Genomic DNA, 18,823 nt, shown 5'->3' with positions numbered 1-18,823 from the left:
GCATCCCGACTCTGAATTTTCACATCCGGACTCTGAATTTTCACATCCGGAGACTGAATTTTCGCATCCGGAGACTGAATTTTCAATCTCGCTGACGCAAAATGCGGTACGGCCGGCAAACGTTCAGCACCGGCACCATCCTCATTTCCTCCCGCCCCTTTCCGGTTCAGACAAAAAAAGCCCCCCGCGGCTGCGGAGGGCTTCACTATTATGCTTTTCCGGAAAATCAGTGCTTGGCCAGCTCTTTCTTCGAGCTTACAACCGGCTCGGCGTTCGCTACCGGCTCGTTGCCGCCAAGGGAACGCTTGCCACCCATATCCACCAGGATCGGGGCTGCCACGAAGATCGAGGAATACGTGCCGGTAACCACACCGATCAACATCGCAAAGGCGAAGCCGCGGGTTACTTCACCACCTACCAGGAACAGGATGAGGATGGTAAGGAACACGGTCAGCGAGGTCATGATCGTACGGCTCAGCGTATCGTTGATGGCCTTGTTGATGACCACTTCCTTGGGTGCGCCCACCATCTGGCGGGTGTATTCGCGGATACGGTCAAACACGATCACGGTATCGTTCATCGAGAAGCCGATAACGGTCAGGATGGCCGCGATGAAGTGCTGGTCGATCTCCAGCGGGAAGGGAACGATCTCGCGGAGGAAGGAGAACACGGCCAGGGTCACGAGTACGTCGTGCGCCAGGGCCACGATCGTACCCATCGAGTAGCGCCAGTCGCGGAAGCGGATGAAGATATAAAGGGCGATGATCAGCACCGACCAGAAGGTAGCCCACTTGGCACCGGTCTTCAGGTCATCGGAAATCGTCGGCAGCACCGTGGTGGAACCGAGCTTGTAGTTCTTGTCGAACTGCTCGTAAGTAGTACCAGCCGGGAGGTGCCTGGACAGGCCGGCCATCAACTTGCCTTCCACGATGGAGTCGGCAGCCGGGCGGGTATCGGTGATGAGGTATGACGTAGTGATGTCCAGCTGGTTGTTGCTGCCGATGGTCTTGATCACCGGGTTCGCACCGAAGGAAGCCTTCAGGTCGTCGCGCACCTGGTCAACATTCACCGGCTTGTCGAAACGCACCTGGTAGCTGCGGCCACCGCTGAATTCCACACCCTCGTCGAAGCCATGGAAGATCGCGGCAACGCCGAGTGCCAGCACCACGAACGAGATGGCGTACGCCACTTTGCGGTATTCGATGAATTTAAATGCGGCATGCTTGAACACACGCTTCGAAACACCGGTGAAGTACTCGAGGTGACGGCCTTTGCGCATGAAGATATCGCTCACCCAGCGGCTTACCAGGATGCCGCAGAACAGCGACAGCAGGATACCGATGATCTGGGTTGTGGCAAAACCTTTCACCGGGCCGAGACCGAAGGAGAAGAGGATGATAGCGGTAAGGAGGGTAGTTACGTGGGCATCGAGCACCGGCGGCAGCGAGCGGCGGTAGCCTTCGCTGACGGCCTGCGGGTAGCTCTTGCCTTTCGTCAGTTCTTCCTTGATACGCTCATAGATAATTACGTTGGTATCCACCGCCATACCGATCGTAAGCACGAGGCCCGCGATACCGGCGGCGGTCAGCGTGGCACCAAGGCCGGTGAGTACGCCGATGGTGAACAGCAGGTTGAGGATCAGGGCGATGTTGGCTACCCAGCCGCTCGTGTTGTAATAAACCAGCATCAGCAGGAAGATCACAATGAAGGAGAGGCCGAAGGCCATCATACCGCCTTTGATGGCGTGAGCACCCAGGGTCGGGCCTACTACCTGCTCCTGCACGATCTTGGCGGGGGCGGGCAGCTTACCGGCTTTCAGGATGTTGGCAAGGTCGGTGGCTTCAGCCGGCGAGAAAGAACCGGAGATGCTGGAAGAGCCGCCTTCGATCTTACCGTTTACACGGGGAGCCGAGTATACGATGTTGTCGAGTACGATGGCGATGGAACGGCCGGTGTTGGCGGCGGTCATATTAGCCCAGGTGCGCGCGGCAGAAGGGTTCATCTTCATCGTTACTTCCGACTGACCATTCACCTGGTTGAAGTCGCTGCGGGCTTCGGTGATGCCTTCGCCTTCGATGGGGGCCTTTTCACGGCCGCCGGTCTTGAGGGCGTGCAGGGCTACGAATTCAGCGGTCTTGTTGTCTTTCGTTTCGGGGATACCGAAGGCCCACTTTACGTCGGCCGGCAGGGCGGCGCGAACTTCGGGGCGGCTCAGGTTGGCGCTAACCAGGGCGGTGTCGTTTACACGAACGAAACCGATGATGCCGTTGTCGGCCTGCATCGGCTGGATGTTCATGAACAGCGACTGGCGCTTGGCAGCAGCGGTGTCGCCACCGGTAACAGCGCTGTTGTATGCCGCATCGGCAGCCATCAGGCCGGTTTGCAGCTCCGACATATTGTAAACTTCCCAGAACTGGAGGTTGGCCGAAGACTGGAGGTACTTGCGTACACGCTCCTGGTCCTGCACACCGGGGAGTTCTACCGTGATGATGCCACGGTCGCGGTCGGGGTTAATATTGGGCTGGGCAACGCCGAACTGGTCGATACGGGTGCGCAGTACGCGGAAGGTGCGGTCGAAGGCATCGTTGGCCTCGGTGCGGATGGCGCCTTCCACCTTGTCATCACCGTCGTTGGGCTTGATGCGGTCCTGGCCGGCTACAGCAAAGAGCTGGGCAAGACGACCGTTCGGGTTCAGCTTTTTGTATTCCTGGCGGAACAGCGAAACGTAGTCGGCATTGCTGTTGGCTTTTGCCTTCTCAGCATTGGCAAGCGCCTGGAGGAAGATGGGATCTTTGGAGTTGTTGGCCATGGAACGCAGCAGTCCGCCCAGTTCCACTTCGAGGGTTACGTTGATACCACCCTGCAGGTCGAGGCCGAGGTTCAGCTCGTTTTCTTTTGCCTGCTGGTACGAAATGGCACCGGTGGGGCCATAATGAACGGTTACACTCTTTGTGCTGTCGAGCAAGCGCTTGTAGCGCTGCTGTACTGCCTGGTCTTTTTCCGCCGCCGGAGGGTTGCTGCCCCGGTAATTAAAGTTCACCTGTGTCTTGGCCTTAGCCATCATTTTGTTCTCATGGCTGCGCACCACCCAGGTAAAGGATAATTCATAGATCGAGTAAAGAATCAGCAGGATCGTGAAGAAACGGACCAGGCCTTTCAATTGCATACACGGTTTTTTTAAAGAGGGGCAAATATAGCCTTTTCGGCTTACATTCACCTGCTTTCTTCGCGGTGTCCGACGGCTATAAAAGGCCATTGGACAAGGCATTACGGCAATTTAACGATATGACAACCGGGATCGCCAAATGGGCCGCTGTCGCGGCTTTCGTCTTAGCTACCCTTTTCAGCGCCTGCCGCCCCGCCCGGCGCGCCGCCGCGGCCGCCCCGCCGCTCAGGGCCGTTCCGGCCGCCGATCCCCTGCTCGACTCCCTGCTCCGCAGTCATCCCGAATGGTTCGACACCCTGCTCCGCCAGCCACGCTGGGGCATCCAGATCCTTTACACCCGCGTGGACCGCGACAGCGCCAACCACCCGCACCTCACCCACTTCGGCTGGGGCGACTTTACGCGCTATTTCTACCCGGCGTCCACCGTAAAGCTCCCGGCCGCGGCCCTGGCCCTGCAGCGGCTCGAAGAGCTCGGGATCCCGGGGCTCGATAAAAGCAGCACGATGATTACGGAAGCAGCCCGGCCCGGCCAGGCGCGCGTTTACAACGACCCGGAAGCGCCGGACGGTCGCCCGACGATCGAAACCTATATCCGCAAGGCGCTGCTTGTAAGCGATAACGACGCCTTCAACCGCCTGTATGAATTCCTGGGACAGGAATACCTGAACCAAAGCCTGCAGGCAATGGGCTACGACAGCACCCAGATCGTGCACCGGCTCGCGATCTCACTGCCCGAAGCCGCCAACCGTGCTACCAACCCCGTTCAATTCTTCGATACGGCAGGACACCTGCAATACGCCCAGCAACCCCGGGTAAGCAGCCTGCGCTATGCTCCCCGCAGCGAACGGCTCGGAACCGGCTTCATACGGGGCAGTACGCTCGTGAACGAGCCCTTCGATTTCTCGCGCCGCAACCGGCTCCCGCTCCCCTACCTGCACCAGATGATGATCAGCCTGGCCATGCCCGATGCGCTGCCGCCGAAACAGCGTTTCCGGATCGGCGAGGAGTCGCGACGCTTCCTGCTGTACTGGGCTTCGCGGTGGCCGCGCGAGGCCGACTTCCCGCGCTATGACAGCACCCGCTTTCCGGACACCTATGCCAAGTTCCTGCTTTATGGAGCGGGCCGCGGCAAGCCCCGGCCGGGCGTGCGCATTTTCAATAAGATCGGCAACGCCTACGGCTTCCTGGTGGACGCCGCTTATATCGTTGATTTTGACGCGGGCGTCGAGTTCTTTCTGAGCGCCGTCATTTCATGCAACAGCGACGGCATCTACAACGACGACCGCTATGATTACAATACGGCAGGTTATCCTTTCATGCAACACCTCGGCGAAGTCCTGCTCGACTATGAAAGGGCCCGTCCGCGTGCCCGCCGTCCCGACCTCTCGGCGCTTCCGCGCTAGGGTGGCACCAACCCGCAGTATCGATGTCAGGCATATCCGACATCAGAGATCGGAGATCGGACATCCAAGATCACACTTCTGCCTTCTATCTCCTTACATTTGCCCCTTCACTTGCAACTCATGGAATTAGCGAAACGATTGCTGCTTTTCAACGAACCCGAAACACTGCGCATGGCCAAGCTGGGTCGCGAACTGCGCGCCCAGGGAATTGATATCGTGGACCTCAGCCTCGGCGAGCCCGACTTCGACACGCCCGAGCATATCAAGGAAGCCGCCAAGAAGGCCATTGACGACAACTGGAGCCATTATACGCCCGTTGCCGGCTACCTCGACCTCCGGGAGGCTGTGTGCGCCAAACTGAAGCGCGATAACCGCCTCGAGTATACTCCCGACCAGATCATCGTCAGCACCGGCGCCAAGCACAGTCTTGCCAACGCCGTGCTTGCCGTCATCAACCCCGGCGATGAGGTCATCATTCCCACGCCGTTCTGGGTGACCTACGAAGCCCTCGTACAGCTGGCCGAAGGGGTGGTGCGCAGGATTCCCGGGTCGATCGACCACAGCTACAAAATCACCCCGCAGCAGTTGGAGGAAGCGATCACGCCGAAGACGCGCCTGTTCATGTTCTCCTCGCCCTGCAATCCCAGCGGCGCCGTTTACAGCCGTGACGAACTCCAGGGGCTGGCGGAGGTTTTCCGGAAGCATCCCAACGTACTGGTGATCTCCGACGAGATCTACGAATACATCAACTACAACAACTGCATGGAAAGCATCGCGCAGTTTGCGTGGATGAAAGACCGCACCATCGTCATCAACGGCCTCTCGAAAGGCTTTGCGATGACGGGATGGCGCCTGGGCTACCTTGCGGCACCGAAGGAGATTGCGAAGGCCTGTGAAAAGCTCCAGGGGCAATTCACGTCGGGTACCAATGCCATCACGCAGCGCGCCGCAATCACCGCACTCACAGCACCGCTGGATGCCACCAAGGCCATGGTAGCGGAGTTTGCCCGCCGCCGCACCCGCGTGCTGGAGCTGATGGCCGGCATTCCCGGCTTCCGCTTCGTGGAGCCCGACGGCGCCTTTTACGCTTTCCCCTGCGTGGATGCCTATTTCGGCAAAACCGATGGCGAAACGGAAATCAACAATGCCGACGACCTGTCGATGTACCTGCTCACAAAGGCCCATGTTAGCACCGTCACCGGCTCGGCCTTCGGCGACAAACAGTGCCTGCGGCTGTCCTTTGCAAACAGCATGGAGAATATTGAAAAAGGCTTTGCGCGGATCAGGGAAGCGCTGGCGAAGCTGAAGTAAAATGGCTGATGTTAGATGTTTGATGTTAGATATTAAAGCCGAAGGCGTCGCATCAGCGACGCCTTCGGCGTCATTGCGAGCGCAGCGAAGCAAACTCCTGATTTACGCAGGGTGGTTGGAGCCGGCAGGATTTTGCAGGCTGAAGCTCTCAATGACAATTGACAGTCTTCAGGTCGGGGAGTTTGCTTCGCTACGCTCGCAATGACAGCTACGCTGTCGGCTTCGCCAACGAAAGCGACAGCAGCTTTTCATGCAGCTCCAGCACCTGCGGGATTACCAGCTGCTGCTCGTCGTTTTTTATCACAAAATCGCACAGCATCATCTTGATCACGGGGTCTATCTGCCGCTTCATGCGGGCCTGCACTTCTTCGCGGGTAACACCATCGCGGCGCATCGCGCGCTGCAGGCGCAGGTGTGCCGGCGCGTCCACGCCGATGATATAATCGAGGCCCGCCGCCGAGCCCGCCTCGAAGAAAAGGGCCGCCTCCTTGATCACGTAGGGATGTTTTGATTGTGTCCGCATCCAGTTTTCGGCGTCTTCAATGGTGGGCGGGTGCACGAGGGCATTCAGCAGCTCGAGCTGCTCCGGGTTATTGAAAACGATGCCTGCCAGGCGCGCGCGGTCGAGTCCCTTTTCATTGAAAATGTCGGCACCAAAGTGTTCGCGCAGCGCTTGCTGCAGTCCGGCATGCGTGGCATAGAGTCGTTTCGAGGCGGCATCGGCATCGTATACCGGCACACCAAGCTCCGCGAAAACCCGCGCCACTACCGACTTTCCCGATCCGATCCCTCCTGTGAGTCCGACTTTCAGCATAAAAAAACCGGGACATCCGTCCCGGTTGTAAATGTAAAGTCAGTTTTGCTAACCTGTAGGAGCCACTTTTCCGAAGGGGCTCAGGTTTACGGCTTATGCCTTCTTCTCGGTGGTTACCGCCGGCTTGTTCAGCGCGTTCGACATCTCCATGGAGATGGAAGACTTTTCGATTTTCAGGTAAGAGCCCGGCGACACTTCGAGGTTGATCGTACCGTCATCGTTCACGCGGTTGATCTTGCCGTGGATGCCGGCAATAGTTACCACACGGTCACCGATCTGGATGCCTTCGGTGAAGGTTTTTTGCTGCTTCTGCTTCTTCGCCTGCGGGCGGATAAAAAACAGCCAGAATACCAGGATCATCAGACCCATAAAGATCATCGAGAAACCGGAGCCGCCTGGCTGTGCTTGTAAAAAGTACATATGGTGCAATTGTAGTTTGGAGAAAAATTATTGGTTGCCTACTTCGATCGAAAACTGCAGGTCGTGGTCCTGGCGGGGCTTTGTGTTAGCCATCACCAGCACGTTCTTGTGGTTGGAGCCGGCGCGGCCTTCGCTGTCGAAGGTGGCGCGGATGCGGCCCTCGCCACCCGGGGCGATCGGCGCCTCGGGCTTTTCAGCCACGGTGCAACCGCAGCCGGGCTGCGCCCTTTCGATCACCAGGGGTTTATTGCCCGAGTTGCGGAAACGCCAAACCACTTCCACCTTGGCGCCCATCATCACCTTGCCCAGGTCCTGGTTGGTGGAGTCGAGCCATTCGATGGTGGTGAAATTGGCCGTATCCTGCATTACCTGCTCGGCGCGCGCACGGTGGGCGGAATCGCTTTGTGCGCCGGCCGAAGAATCGTTGGCATTGCAGGCCGCCAGCGTAACAGCTGCGGCGGAAAGAAGGAGGATCGCTTTCATAACCGTTTGTTTGCGTGGCAAAGCTAAGCTTTAGCGGCTTTTACGGAAATCCGTTTTGTGCAGCTCCCCGGCGGTCACCAGGTCTTTATGAATGCCGTCGAGAATGCCGTTGATAAACTGGCCGCTCTGGGGCGTGCTGTATTCCTTGGCCAGCTCGATGTATTCGTTAATGGTAACCTTGGGCGGGATGGTTTCGAAGTAGAGCAGCTCGGCTACACCCATTTTCATCAGGATCATGTCGAGGGCGGCGATGCGCTCGGCGTCCCAGTTCTTCAACTTGGGGTGGATATAGCTTTCGAGGTGCTCGCGTTTTTCCAGTACCGTGCTCAGCAGGCTTTTGGCAAACTGCAGCTTCTCGCCCGAAATGAACTGGTCGATGTGCACGGCCGCCGGCTTCTGAAGAAAGCCCTGGATAATCTGCACCACCATTTCACCGTCGTCGTCCCAGTTGGCGAACAGCTCCTCGATATGGCTGATAAAGTTGTCGTCGGGGAGCATCAGCTCTTCGAGTATGAATTCGAGGATGGCCCGCTCGCTCTTGCGCTCGCGCGACTCGCTGGCGATGTACTCGTGGTATTGGGTGCTCGCCGCCATTTTCTGGTAGAGGCTGCGCACCAGGTCGCGGTCAATGCGGCTGGCGGCATTCGACTGGTTCCACTCGGCCGCCAGGGAAGGATCTTCCTTGATGGTCCAGAGCAGCTCGTTGCCCGCGATCTTAATATTTACGTTCAGGTCTTCGGCGCTCGGCAGGTGCTTGGAGCGGCGCTGGTACGAGTCCAGCTCGGCGTAAGACGCCACCTCCGACAGGAAATAAAGCATGTACTGCAGCAGGTCGCGCGAACGGTCGAAATGCTTCTGTAAGAGTCGCTGCGCATCGGCGTCTTTTGCGCCATCGGCCTGGGTGGTCCACGTATACAAGGTCTGCATCACTTTCACCCGGATATTCCTTCTGCTGATCATCGGCTTAAGAACTTTAGAGCCGGCAAAGATAGCGGAATGCGGTAATGCGGTAATGTGATAATGCGTTAATACTTAGCAACGGGTTATTACGGCGGGAAAGGCTGCCCGTTCAGGAAGAATTATTTACCGCATTACCACATTACCGCATTATTTATAAAGTCCTGCCGCCGTTTTCTCGGCAACGCCCTTCGGCGCGAGCCATACGAGGAAGGCGCCGAGCTGGTTGATGAAGCCGGTGATCTTTTCGGCTTTGCCGGTCACCAGGGCGTCTACCGCCTGGCGGGCCACCACTTCCGGGGTCATATTCACCTTGTCGGCGGCCTTGAGGGCCTTCTCTCCTACCTGCGCCGTGCTGGCGAAGTCGGTGTCGGTAGCGCCGGGACATACGCAGGTTACCGATACCGATGAACCTTTCAGCTCAAAGCGGAGGCCGCGGGTGAAGGTGAGGACAAAAGCCTTTGAGGCGGCGTACACCGACAGGTAGGGCACCGCCTGGTAGGCCGCGGAGGACGCAATATTGAGCAGGTAGGCCTTGGGCTGGCGTTTCAGCTCGGGCAAAAAGAGATGCGTGAGCGTCACCAGCGCGTTCATGTTCACCTGCATCATCGCCAGCTGCTCTTCGAGCGGCAGGCTGTCAAAAGGACCGGAAGCGCCGAAGCCGGCATTATTAATAAGTGTATCGATGCTATATCCCTGCTCGCGGCACCAGTCGAAAATGCGGCGCGGTGCGGCCGGGTCGGTAAGGTCAGCAGCGAAAAAGCCGGCCTCCACCTTATAATCATTGCGGATATCGGCGGCCACCTGCTGCAAAGCTCCTTCGCTGCGCGCCACCAGCAACACGTTGTGTCCGCGGCGGGCCCATTCGCGGGCGATGGCCTTGCCGATGCCTTTGGAGGCACCTGTTATCAGTGCGTAAGTCATGTGAATTTCGAATATTGAATAACGAAGATCGAATATCGATGGTAAACACGACAAAGAAAAAGCCCCGACACTACCGTCGGGGCCACTTCGTTATTCGATGTTCATGTAATCGATATTCGATATTCTCTTAATTCTGCACCGTAGAAGCAAGCCGGTGATAAAACGGCGTCTTGCTCTTGTCGTTCTTCGGCTGGTATTTGCCGGTAACAACGGGTACGTACATCACGCGGCGGCGGCTGGCCTCACCGAAGTGGGGCGACTGCTGTACGCGGTGCCACAGGCGGCCATCGTGTACCGTGAGGTCGCCGGCATTGATATCGAAGCCCACCTCGCGCTTGTCGGGTCGATGGTCGATAAAGTATTTCTTGCCGAACAGCAGGCGCAGGATGCCCTGGGTGTGCGTGCCGGGCAGTACGCGCAGGCCGCCGTTCTCAAAGGGACAATTATCGAGGTGAATGCCTACGTTGAGCATCGGCATGATCCGCTGCCCCAGGAAAAGGTCGCGGGGCGAGTCGGTATGCCAGCCCATCTGCGAAAAGGCGCTGTTGGGAGTGCGGATATAGTTATTAAGTACCAGCCCGTCTTTTTCGTACTCGCCGATACGGCCTTCGTAGGGCTTTACAAGCTCGGTAAGTGCCTGGAGGCGCGGGTCTTTCAGCAGCTCCTGGAGCTGGATGCTGTACTTAGAGGTAAAGCAGATGCGCTGGATCGTTTTGTTGCCGTGCTCGTCTTTGCCGAATTTCAGCGGAATACCGTGAATCTTGTCAACGCCTTCTTCCAGCAGCTCCTTTTCGATGCGGGTCACTTCCCGCTTGATGGTCTCAACCGTTTCAACCGGGATGAAATTGCGAAACATCAACACACCGTGCTTTTGGAAAAACGCCATTTGCTCGTCCGTGATCTTCTCGCCTAAAACAAAATCAGGTATATGAAATTTCCTCATTGCAGATCAGAAGTTTAAAGGGTTCCGGGCCTGCCGGTTTCGTTCGGGCAGGGTCACCCATTCTATCGGGGTAAAAAAACAGAAATTTTGCGTGCCTGCCAAAGGTTTTTAGTTAAAGAAGGTCTTTTTCGCGGCGAAATAGCACAAATACGTTAGCGGTGGCGCCGCAAGTACATCAATGGTATAATGAACGTGCTGCACCAGCACCAGCACGCCCACGGCACTCCCGGCAAGCAGGGCACCCCAGCGTTCCCAGCCCGGCCGGAAGTTGTAGGCAAAGAGAAATAACGTTGCCGTATGTCCGGAAAAGAACAGATCGCGGGTGATAAAGGTCTCCCCGTAAAAGCGGTTAGCGATCGGGTCTACCAGGGGCAGCAACCCCGGCGGGGGGTCGAAGCGGGTGAGCCAGATCGTGGCCATTCGCAGCAGCGTGAGCAGCACGTAGCTGGTAATAAAGCGGTAGAGAAAGTCGGGGCTCTTCGCCGCGCGTCGGATCCCGAGGATTACCACTCCCCAGATGCAGGCGAAGATCGGGATCGACACATCCGCCGGGCCCAGCACCCCGAGCAGCGGATCGGTGATGCTTCGCCCGCCGCGGGCCTCGATGGCCTGGAAAAAGAAAGGCAGTACCGCCAGCACCGCCACGATACCGCCGAGTGCCAGCAACAGCCGGCGGCGAAAAGGGCGGTCCTGCCAGGCAAAACGCCAGTCGCGGTCGGCTTTTGCCAGGTCAAATGCTTCCGTCATGGGGCGCAATGTTACGACGGAAGCCTTAATTTATTACGCGGGGCCCGCCGCAGGCAAGCGGAAACCGCGCTCTTTGCTTCGGAGCGAACGAAGACGCCTTCGGAACCCGCCAACCATTACGCGGAGCTCTCTGACCGCTGTTCGGTGCAGCCTCATCCGTGTTCGGGGGCGGCTAACGGTCTTTCGGAACACCCTGACCGCCAGTCGGAGCATGCCAGTCGTCGGTCGGAGCACCCTGACGGCCATTCGGGGCACGCTGACGAAGATCCGGAGGGAGCTGATCGCTGTTCGCAGGATCCTGTTGGGCGCTCACCGGCAACTAACCGGCCCGCGGCCGGCGCTCCCTGCCGTTCCGGGAAAACGGGCAGGCGCCAACCTGACAGAATTTCCTTTCCTGACAAATTTAACGTGTCCAGGATCTGAGCTTTCGGCCAAAAACTGCAAAAATTTCGCATTTGGCCGGGCGGCACATTTTTCGATCAACCCTGCGCACCGCGAGCGACCGGTTCTCCCTTACCTTGCGGCTCTCTCTAATTCTTCAAACAAAACCAAAAATTCATAGGTATGGCGAACAAAGTAAATGTTACCCCCCTCCACGACCGAGTGATCGTTAAGCCGGCTGCAGCTGAAGAAAAGACTGCCGGTGGTATCATTATCCCGGACACGGCCAAGGAAAAGCCGATGCGCGGCGTCGTTATCGCTGCCGGTCCCGGCAAAAAAGACGAGCCCGTAACCGTGAAGGAAGGCGACACCGTGCTTTATGGCAAATACGCCGGCACCGAGATCTCGATCGAAGGCGACGACTTCCTCATCATGCGTGAGAGCGACATCCTGGCAATCGTCTAAGCCCCCGGCCCTTCGTCACCCTTCGACATGCTCCCGGTGACACGGGCACGGTCATGCTGAGCGAAGCCGAAGCATGACTTTTCACCCAATCATTAAAACATTCAAACACGAATAATCATGGCAAAACAACTGTTTTTCGAAACTGATGCCCGTAATAAGATGAAGAAAGGCGTGGACGTTCTGGCCAACGCCGTTAAGGTTACCCTCGGTCCTAAAGGCCGCAACGTGGTGATCGAAAAGAAATTCGGTGCTCCCGCCGTTACCAAGGACGGGGTATCCGTTGCCAAGGAAATTGAACTCGAAGACGCCATCGAGAACATGGGCGCCCAGATGGTGAAGGAAGTAGCTTCCAAAACCGCCGACATCGCCGGTGACGGTACCACTACCGCTACCGTTCTCGCGCAGGCTATCATCACCGAAGGCCTGAAGAACGTGGCCGCCGGTGCCAACCCCATGGACCTGAAGCGTGGTATCGACAAGGCTGTCAAGGCGGTTGTTGAGAACCTGAAGTCGCAGAGCCAGACCGTAGGCAACGACAACCAGAAGATCGAGCAGGTGGCTACCATCTCCGCCAACAACGACAACGAGATCGGCAAACTCATCGCCGAGGCAATGGCCAAGGTTTCCAAAGACGGTGTGATCACCATCGAGGAAGCCAAAGGCATCGAAACTACCGTTGATGTTGTAGAAGGTATGCAGTTCGACCGCGGTTACATCTCTCCCTACTTCGTTACCAACAGCGAGAAGATGCAGGCCGAGCTCGACCGCCCCTACATCATGATCTATGACAAGAAGGTGTCGACCATGAAAGACATCCTCCCGATCCTGGAGAAGGTTGCCCAGCAAGGCGCTCCCCTCCTGATCATCGCTGAAGACCTCGAAGGCGAAGCGCTGGCTACCCTCGTGGTGAACAAGCTGCGCGGCACCCTGAAGATCGCTGCCGTGAAGGCACCGGGCTTCGGCGACCGCCGCAAGGAAATGCTCCAGGATATCGCTGTGCTCACCAAGGGCATCGTGATCTCTGAAGAGCAGGGCTACAAGCTCGAAAACGCCGACCTCTCCTACCTCGGCCGCGCCGAGCGCGTGGTGGTTGACAAAGACAACACCACCGTTGTTGGCGGCGTTGGCGAGAAAGAAGCCATTACGGCCCGCATCAACCAGATCCGCGCCCAGATCGAGAACACTACTTCCGACTACGACCGCGAGAAACTCCAGGAGCGCCTGGCCAAGCTGAGCGGCGGTGTTGCCGTGCTGCACGTTGGTGCTGCCACCGAAGTGGAAATGAAAGAAAAGAAAGACCGCGTTGACGACGCCCTGCACGCTACCCGCGCTGCCGTTGAAGAAGGCATCGTTCCCGGTGGTGGCGTAGCCTATGTGCGCGCTATCGAAAGCCTCAACTCCGTCGATACGCTCAACATCGACGAGAAGACCGGTGTTCAGATCGTGCGCCGCTCGCTCGAAGAGCCCCTGCGCCAGATCGTTGCCAACGGTGGCATCGAAGGCTCCGTAGTGGTAAACAAGGTTCGTGAAGGCAGTGGTGACTTCGGCTTCAATGCCCGCACCGAGCAGTACGAGAACCTGATCGCCGCCGGTGTTATCGACCCCACCAAGGTGAGCCGCATCGCGCTGGAGAACGCTGCTTCCATCGCCGGTATGCTGCTGACCACCGAGTGCGTGGTTGCCGACAAGCCCGAGCCGAAGGCCGCCGCCGGTGCACCCGCCGGTATGCCGGGCATGGGTGGCATGGATTATTAATTTGATGATGTTCGATATCCGATGTCCGATTTATATCGGATATCGGACATCCGACATCGGAGATAAAAAAACCGGACACATGTCCGGTTTTTTTTGTGGCTGTGTTTGTTTTATTAGAAGCAATGTTTATCTTAGAGGACCATCACCCGGACAGCTACCCTCCATTCTGCCTCTGGCCCGGAGTTTGCACAAACACCAGCCCTCTGAAAATCAACCTCTTCTGTTAACAAATTAAACGGAACGCTATGCTGTCGAAGATGATCTCCTGGTTCAAATCCCGGTTCGGGAACGCTAACAGAAAGACGAAGTTGAAACGCACATTCAACGCAGACAATCCTTTCCTTATCTTATAATGCAGTGCTTGCCGCAGCCATAAGGCTGTGCATAAAGCGGGTTGGAAATTTATTTGAACTGAATTATTTTAGTTTGACTGAATCCAATGCCTATACTATTCCTGTTAATCGTGCCGGGAAAAACCTGATTCCTGACCGGTATGCATGACGGGTCACGGCCCCGTTATTCAGGGTGAAGCCATGCTGCGATAAAAAGGTCGGGCCCCGGAAAATCCGGGGCCCGACCTTTTTCGTATTTGCGGCTGAACTATATTGCCGTCCCTTTTAAACAAACACCATTATGCGAAAGAAACCCTTAATCATTGCGGCGCTTGCCGTCGCTACCGCCGGTACAGCTTCGGCCCAGCAACTCCGGGCCGGTATCAACCTGGCCAATGTTTCCAACACTGCTAACGGTCGGGTGGACAAAGCGAATATGCTTTCTTCCTTCCAGGTTGGCCTGCTTGGCGATGTCAAGCTGGGAACCAAAATCGTGAGCCTGCAGTCCGGGCTTCTCTTTACCGGCAAAGGCTCCAAGGTGCAGCGCGGCGAGCCGGGTCAGCTGAATTATTACAAGCAGACGGTCAACCCGCATTACATTGAATTGCCGGTGAACGTGATCGTGCGCCCGCCGATTGGCCTGGGTGCCCGGCTTTTCGTAGGCGCCGGGCCTTACGCAGCCGTTGGCGTGGGGGGCAAGGTCAACACCGAAAGCAGCTCACTGATCAGCTCCAACAGCTCCCGCAAAATCCGCTTCTCCAACGACGATCCTACCACGCTCAACCAGGAAGAAGGCACCGGCTTCGGGGTAATGCGCCGTTTCGACTATGGGCTCAACGGTACGATCGGGCTGGAAACGAAATTCGTGGTCATCGGTGCCAACTACGGTCTTGGCCTTGCCAAACTGCAATCGGGCAGCAACAGCTCGGCCGATAACGCGAATAAGCACCGCGTGCTGAGCTTTTTCGTGGGCGTGAAATTGCCATAAGCTGTTATCCGCAACGATCGGTAAAAAAGAACGTCCCGCCAAAGCGGGACGTTCTTTTATTATCGGGCGTGAGCATTCTCGATTGACGGTTCGCGCCTATACCGCAAACGAAGACCCGCAGCCACAGGTAGTCGATGCATTAGGGTTGATAAACGTGAAGCCCCGGTTATTAAGGCCGTTTTCCCAGTCTACCTTTACCCCGAAGAGGTAAAGTTCATGGCTCCGGTCCATGATAAAATGAATCCCTTCGGTTTCATAAGACGCGTCTTTATCAGTACGTTGGTCAAATTCCAGCACATACGACATGCCGGAGCAGCCACCGCCCTTAACGCCGATGCGCAATTCCTTGCTGGTGTCGAAGCCGGGCTCGGCCTGCAGGCGGCGGATCTCTTCGGCCGCGGAAGCCGTAAATGAAACCGGAGCTATGATCGTCGTTTCCATGGCGCAAATTTACGAAAGAGTCAGTTTACGCTTCCAGGGCGGGCAAATAATGGCATTCCTTTGACAAGAGGCGAACTGTCAGTCATGAGCGAAGCCGACAGCGAAGCTGTCATTGCGAGCGCAGCGAAGCAAACTCCCCGACCTGAAGACTGGTCGGCATCTGAGAGAGCTTCGATGCGCAAAGTCTTCGGCTGCGAACACCCTGCGTAATGCAGGAGTTTGCTTCGCTGCGCTCGCAATGACGGCCGGAGGCCGTCGCTTCGCCGGCGGAACCATTCACGATTCAAGATTGCCGTTTCACGATTCCCGACCCCTGTTTCCCCTATTTTTGCCGCTATGGATATGGATTATTCAACGGTTGCCTTACTGGTAGCCGCCCTTGCCCTCGCCGTAGCCCTGGTGGCGCTTTTCCGGAAAAACACTCCGCCCCCACCGCCGCCGGCTCCAAACAACTCGCTCCCGCTGCAACTCACCGCCTACGAGCGCCTGGTGCTGCTTTGCGAGCGCATCTCGCTCCCGGCACTTATCAGCCGCACTGCTGCCGCCGACCTCGGCGCCAGCGATATGCGCTATGTGCTTGTGGAAAATATCAAACAGGAATTCGACTACAACGCCTCGCAGCAGATCTATGTATCCGATGCCGCCTGGGGCGCCGTGCGCAACCTGCGCGACCAGACCCTGCTCGTGATCAACCAGGTGGCCGGCACCCTGCCGCCCGAAGCCCGCGCCAGCGACCTCAACAAAAAACTGCTGGAGGTGATGCTGCAGCAGGAAGGCACGGCCCTGCACACCGCTGCGCTGGAAACGCTGAACAGCGAAGCAAAGAAGATCATGCGATAGACGCGTGAGCCGTGAAGCGTCAGCCGTGAGCGCTGACGCCGCGCGGCTTCTGAATTAATAAATATCTACCACCGCTGAACAGCTCACGGTTCACGGCTGACGGTTTACGAATGAAGCCCCTCCACACCGACTCCGGCATCGAAATAAAGCAGCTCTACACACCTGCGGATCTGCCGCAGGCGCCGGACGAAAAGCCCGGCGAATACCCCTTTACACGCGGCGTGCAGCCCGATATGTATCGCGGCAAGCTCTGGACCATGCGCCAGTACGCCGGGTTCTCCACCGCCGAAGAAAGTAACAAACGCTACCATTACCTGCTGTCGCAGGGGGTGATGGGCCTTTCGGTTGCCTTCGACCTGCCGACGCAGATCGGCTACGATTCGGATCACCCGCTGTCCGAAGGTGAAGTGGGCAAGGTGGGGGTTGCCATCGATTCGCTCGACGATATCGACACACTTTTCAAAGGTATCCGGCTCGAAGACGTGTCTACCTCGATGACCATCAATGCCACGGCCTTCATCCTGCTGTCTTTCTACGTAGCCCAGGCGAAGCGCCAGGGCGCCGACCTGAAGAAGATCTCGGGAACGATCCAGAATGATATCCTGAAAGAATACGCGGCGCGCGGCACCTATATCTACCCGCCGAAACCCTCCATGCGCATCATAACCGACATCTTCGCGTGGTGCAGCAAGGAGCTTCCTAAGTGGAACACGATCTCGATCTCCGGCTACCATATCCGTGAGGCCGGATCTACAGCGGTCCAGGAGATCGCTTTTACCCTGTCTAACGGGAAGGCTTATGTTCAAGCGGCGCTGGCTCAGGGCCTCGACATCAACGTTTTCGGCAAGCGCCTCTCCTTCTTTTTCAACGCGCATAATAACCTGTTTGAGGAGATAGCGAAGTTTCGCGCTGCGCGCCGGATGTGGGCGCGCATCATGAAGGAGCTCGGTGCCACCGATCCGAAAGCGATGATGCTGCGCTTTCACACACAAACCGGCGGCTCTACGCTCACGGCGCAGCAGCCGCTGAACAATATCGCGCGGGTAACAATCCAAACGCTGGCGGCGGTGCTGGGCGGCACCCAGTCGCTGCACACCAACGGCTACGACGAAGCCCTGAGCCTGCCAACCGAGGAAGCCGCCCGCATCGCGCTCCGCACCCAGCAGGTAGTGGCCTTCGAAAGCGGCGCTCCCGACACCGTCGACCCGCTTGCCGGCTCCTATTTCGTTGAAAACCTCACCAACGAAGTGGAACACGCCGCCTGGGAACTCATCGCGCAGATCGATTCGATGGGCGGCTCCGTATCGGCGATCGAGCAGGGCTTCATCCAGGAAGCAATAGCCCGCAGCGCATACGACTACCAGCGCGGTATCGAAAGCGGTGAAAAAATCATCGTGGGCGTCAACAAATTTACCGTCGACAAGGAGGATCCCGTGCCCGGCTTCCGCATCGACGACTCCATCCGCGATGCGCAATCGCAGAAGCTGCAGGCCCTGCGTGCCCGCCGCGATGCCGCTGCCGTAACGGCGGCGCTCGAAACGATCCGCGGCAAGGCCACCGATGGCGGCAACCTGATGCCAGCTGTTATCGACGCGGTGGAAAAGTATGCAACGCTGGGCGAGATCGCGGATGTGCTGCGGAGCGTTTTTGGTGAATACAAATAGCACCCGGTACCGAAATAGACAAGAAAGCCCCGCTGGAAAGCGGGGCTTGTCATTAGTTAACTATATCTAATCGATCAAACAAAAACGATTTACTTGATCACCTTGTTGATCGCATCGGCGCTGTCCTTGTGCATTTTCAGCGTCGGGAGGATCTTGGCGGCCCAGGCCTTCAGGTCGGCATCGGGTGAGCTCCTGGCGGTCTTTTCAAATTCGGCAATGTCTTTAGCGTGGTCGGTCACCATCATGCCCATGTAATGCTTGTCGAAGGACTTGCCCTGCATTTTCTGCATTTCGGCCATGTGGTCCATCGTTTTTTTATCCATAGAGTCGGTGAGCATCATGCCCTTTGCTTTGGCAAGGCTCATCAGCTCCTGGTTGGCCTGCTGGTGGTCGCGCACCATCATGGAGCCAAATGCTTTTACCCGGTCGTTCATGGCATTGGTCTGGGCAAGCTGTCCGGACTGGACTTCCATCATGCTACCCATCGCGGCTTTTTTCACGAAGGCCATGTCGCTTGCATTGAGGGGTGTTGAGCTGTAGCCCGTGTTGCTGGTCGCGTTTTCGGTACCTGCGGTTGGCCGGGGGGTGGCGCCGGTGTCAACTACCGTGCTGTGAGTCGTGCTGACCGTGGTGTCGGATGATCCGTTCTCGGAAGTGCCGCTGTTGCAGGATACAAATACCGAAGCAGCAATCACCGCCGGTAAAAGCAAAGCTTTTTTCATATAACATTTGAATTGGTGAGGAATGGGTGCATTCCTAAAAAATTCATGCCAGCTTAGCAATAACGGG

Annotated in this window: 17 protein-coding genes; 7 read left to right on the top strand and 10 right to left on the bottom strand. The window is 57.3% G+C overall.

Translation table 11 applies throughout. From position 1 onward, the window contains the following. Positions 1 to 226: 226 nt before the first annotated feature. Positions 227 to 3,166 (bottom strand): protein translocase subunit SecD, encoded by a 2,940-nt coding sequence (secD, locus tag EPD60_RS11985; RefSeq protein WP_131449713.1) that lies wholly within the window; start codon positions 3,164 to 3,166, stop codon positions 227 to 229. A 119-nt stretch (positions 3,167 to 3,285) separates the two neighbouring features. Here secD and EPD60_RS11980 point away from each other — a divergent pair, with 119 nt between their 5' ends. Both EPD60_RS11980 and EPD60_RS11975 read left to right on the top strand, forming a co-directional pair. After that, positions 3,286 to 4,569, top strand: coding sequence for a serine hydrolase (locus EPD60_RS11980; RefSeq protein WP_131449712.1), 1,284 nt, complete (start codon positions 3,286 to 3,288; stop codon positions 4,567 to 4,569). A gap of 120 nt (positions 4,570 to 4,689) precedes the next feature. Continuing rightward, the gene (locus EPD60_RS11975; protein WP_131449711.1) at positions 4,690 to 5,880 is read left to right on the top strand and encodes a pyridoxal phosphate-dependent aminotransferase; all 1,191 of its coding nucleotides are present in this window, start codon (positions 4,690 to 4,692) and stop codon (positions 5,878 to 5,880) included. 208 nt (positions 5,881 to 6,088) lie between these two features. On the opposite strand, the gene coaE is transcribed toward EPD60_RS11975, so the two are convergent. From coaE to EPD60_RS11940, 7 genes are all read right to left on the bottom strand, one after another. Continuing rightward, complete coding sequence (gene coaE, locus EPD60_RS11970; protein ID WP_131449710.1) at positions 6,089 to 6,694, bottom strand: dephospho-CoA kinase; 606 nt, start codon at positions 6,692 to 6,694, stop codon at positions 6,089 to 6,091. Positions 6,695 to 6,787: 93 nt separating this feature from the next. Continuing rightward, positions 6,788 to 7,114, bottom strand: coding sequence for a preprotein translocase subunit YajC (yajC, locus tag EPD60_RS11965; protein ID WP_131449709.1), 327 nt, complete (start codon positions 7,112 to 7,114; stop codon positions 6,788 to 6,790). 27 nt (positions 7,115 to 7,141) lie between these two features. Next, on the bottom strand, positions 7,142 to 7,597 hold the full coding sequence (locus EPD60_RS11960) for a DUF1573 domain-containing protein (protein ID WP_131449708.1): 456 nt from the start codon (positions 7,595 to 7,597) through the stop codon (positions 7,142 to 7,144). Positions 7,598 to 7,627: 30 nt separating this feature from the next. Beyond that, positions 7,628 to 8,557 (bottom strand): transcription antitermination factor NusB, encoded by a 930-nt coding sequence (gene nusB, locus EPD60_RS11955; protein WP_131449707.1) that lies wholly within the window; start codon positions 8,555 to 8,557, stop codon positions 7,628 to 7,630. A 147-nt stretch (positions 8,558 to 8,704) separates the two neighbouring features. Further along, the gene (locus tag EPD60_RS11950) at positions 8,705 to 9,478 is read right to left on the bottom strand and encodes an SDR family NAD(P)-dependent oxidoreductase (RefSeq protein ID WP_131449706.1); all 774 of its coding nucleotides are present in this window, start codon (positions 9,476 to 9,478) and stop codon (positions 8,705 to 8,707) included. 127 nt (positions 9,479 to 9,605) lie between these two features. Then, positions 9,606 to 10,364: a phytanoyl-CoA dioxygenase family protein gene (locus EPD60_RS11945; RefSeq protein ID WP_262708842.1), complete on the bottom strand. Its 759-nt coding sequence runs from the start codon at positions 10,362 to 10,364 to the stop codon at positions 9,606 to 9,608. Positions 10,365 to 10,529: 165 nt separating this feature from the next. Next, the gene (locus EPD60_RS11940) at positions 10,530 to 11,168 is read right to left on the bottom strand and encodes a phosphatase PAP2-related protein (RefSeq protein WP_131449704.1); all 639 of its coding nucleotides are present in this window, start codon (positions 11,166 to 11,168) and stop codon (positions 10,530 to 10,532) included. 564 nt (positions 11,169 to 11,732) lie between these two features. Here EPD60_RS11940 and EPD60_RS11935 point away from each other — a divergent pair. The 3 genes from EPD60_RS11935 (at position 11,733) to EPD60_RS11925 (ending at position 15,089) form a co-directional block, all read left to right on the top strand. Then, complete coding sequence (locus tag EPD60_RS11935) at positions 11,733 to 12,014, top strand: co-chaperone GroES (RefSeq protein ID WP_131449703.1); 282 nt, start codon at positions 11,733 to 11,735, stop codon at positions 12,012 to 12,014. Between the two features lie 117 nt (positions 12,015 to 12,131). Next, positions 12,132 to 13,769: a chaperonin GroEL gene (gene groL, locus EPD60_RS11930; RefSeq protein WP_131449702.1), complete on the top strand. Its 1,638-nt coding sequence runs from the start codon at positions 12,132 to 12,134 to the stop codon at positions 13,767 to 13,769. A 633-nt stretch (positions 13,770 to 14,402) separates the two neighbouring features. Then, a complete protein-coding gene (locus EPD60_RS11925) occupies positions 14,403 to 15,089 on the top strand; it encodes an outer membrane beta-barrel protein (protein ID WP_131449701.1) in 687 nt (228 codons plus the stop codon). A 96-nt stretch (positions 15,090 to 15,185) separates the two neighbouring features. Here EPD60_RS11925 and EPD60_RS11920 read toward each other — a convergent pair whose 3' ends face one another. Continuing rightward, a complete protein-coding gene (locus EPD60_RS11920) occupies positions 15,186 to 15,530 on the bottom strand; it encodes a HesB/IscA family protein (RefSeq protein WP_131449700.1) in 345 nt (114 codons plus the stop codon). A 336-nt stretch (positions 15,531 to 15,866) separates the two neighbouring features. Between EPD60_RS11920 and EPD60_RS11915 the strand changes: the two genes are divergently transcribed. Then, positions 15,867 to 16,370: a DUF7935 family protein gene (locus tag EPD60_RS11915; protein WP_131449699.1), complete on the top strand. Its 504-nt coding sequence runs from the start codon at positions 15,867 to 15,869 to the stop codon at positions 16,368 to 16,370. Between the two features lie 110 nt (positions 16,371 to 16,480). Then, positions 16,481 to 18,034 (top strand): acyl-CoA mutase large subunit family protein, encoded by a 1,554-nt coding sequence (locus EPD60_RS11910; protein WP_131449698.1) that lies wholly within the window; start codon positions 16,481 to 16,483, stop codon positions 18,032 to 18,034. 89 nt (positions 18,035 to 18,123) lie between these two features. Here EPD60_RS11910 and EPD60_RS11905 read toward each other — a convergent pair whose 3' ends face one another. Further along, the gene (locus tag EPD60_RS11905) at positions 18,124 to 18,756 is read right to left on the bottom strand and encodes a DUF4142 domain-containing protein (protein WP_165871527.1); all 633 of its coding nucleotides are present in this window, start codon (positions 18,754 to 18,756) and stop codon (positions 18,124 to 18,126) included. Positions 18,757 to 18,823: the final 67 nt, after the last annotated feature.

Origin of the sequence: Flaviaestuariibacter flavus (assembly GCF_004337505.1) — a bacterium.
Lineage (GTDB): Bacteria > Bacteroidota > Bacteroidia > Chitinophagales > Chitinophagaceae > Flavisolibacter > Flavisolibacter flavus.
The sequence above is the reverse complement of the archived record's forward strand: the minus strand, read 5'-3'. Positions and strand labels throughout refer to the sequence as shown.

Bases quoted from the DNA above. Each gene is read 5' to 3' on its own strand.
- secD (WP_131449713.1), bottom strand. From the start codon at position 3,166: ATGCAATTGAAAGGCCTGGTCCGTTTCTTCACGATCCTGCTGATTCTT.
- EPD60_RS11980 (WP_131449712.1), top strand. From the start codon at position 3,286: ATGACAACCGGGATCGCCAAATGGGCCGCTGTCGCGGCTTTCGTCTTA.
- EPD60_RS11975 (WP_131449711.1), top strand. From the start codon at position 4,690: ATGGAATTAGCGAAACGATTGCTGCTTTTCAACGAACCCGAAACACTG.
- coaE (WP_131449710.1), bottom strand. From the start codon at position 6,694: ATGCTGAAAGTCGGACTCACAGGAGGGATCGGATCGGGAAAGTCGGTA.
- yajC (WP_131449709.1), bottom strand. From the start codon at position 7,114: ATGTACTTTTTACAAGCACAGCCAGGCGGCTCCGGTTTCTCGATGATC.
- EPD60_RS11960 (WP_131449708.1), bottom strand. From the start codon at position 7,597: ATGAAAGCGATCCTCCTTCTTTCCGCCGCAGCTGTTACGCTGGCGGCC.
- nusB (WP_131449707.1), bottom strand. From the start codon at position 8,557: ATGATCAGCAGAAGGAATATCCGGGTGAAAGTGATGCAGACCTTGTAT.
- EPD60_RS11950 (WP_131449706.1), bottom strand. From the start codon at position 9,478: ATGACTTACGCACTGATAACAGGTGCCTCCAAAGGCATCGGCAAGGCC.
- EPD60_RS11945 (WP_262708842.1), bottom strand. From the start codon at position 10,364: ATGGCGTTTTTCCAAAAGCACGGTGTGTTGATGTTTCGCAATTTCATC.
- EPD60_RS11940 (WP_131449704.1), bottom strand. From the start codon at position 11,168: ATGACGGAAGCATTTGACCTGGCAAAAGCCGACCGCGACTGGCGTTTT.
- EPD60_RS11935 (WP_131449703.1), top strand. From the start codon at position 11,733: ATGGCGAACAAAGTAAATGTTACCCCCCTCCACGACCGAGTGATCGTT.
- groL (WP_131449702.1), top strand. From the start codon at position 12,132: ATGGCAAAACAACTGTTTTTCGAAACTGATGCCCGTAATAAGATGAAG.
- EPD60_RS11925 (WP_131449701.1), top strand. From the start codon at position 14,403: ATGCGAAAGAAACCCTTAATCATTGCGGCGCTTGCCGTCGCTACCGCC.
- EPD60_RS11920 (WP_131449700.1), bottom strand. From the start codon at position 15,530: ATGGAAACGACGATCATAGCTCCGGTTTCATTTACGGCTTCCGCGGCC.
- EPD60_RS11915 (WP_131449699.1), top strand. From the start codon at position 15,867: ATGGATATGGATTATTCAACGGTTGCCTTACTGGTAGCCGCCCTTGCC.
- EPD60_RS11910 (WP_131449698.1), top strand. From the start codon at position 16,481: ATGAAGCCCCTCCACACCGACTCCGGCATCGAAATAAAGCAGCTCTAC.
- EPD60_RS11905 (WP_165871527.1), bottom strand. From the start codon at position 18,756: ATGAAAAAAGCTTTGCTTTTACCGGCGGTGATTGCTGCTTCGGTATTT.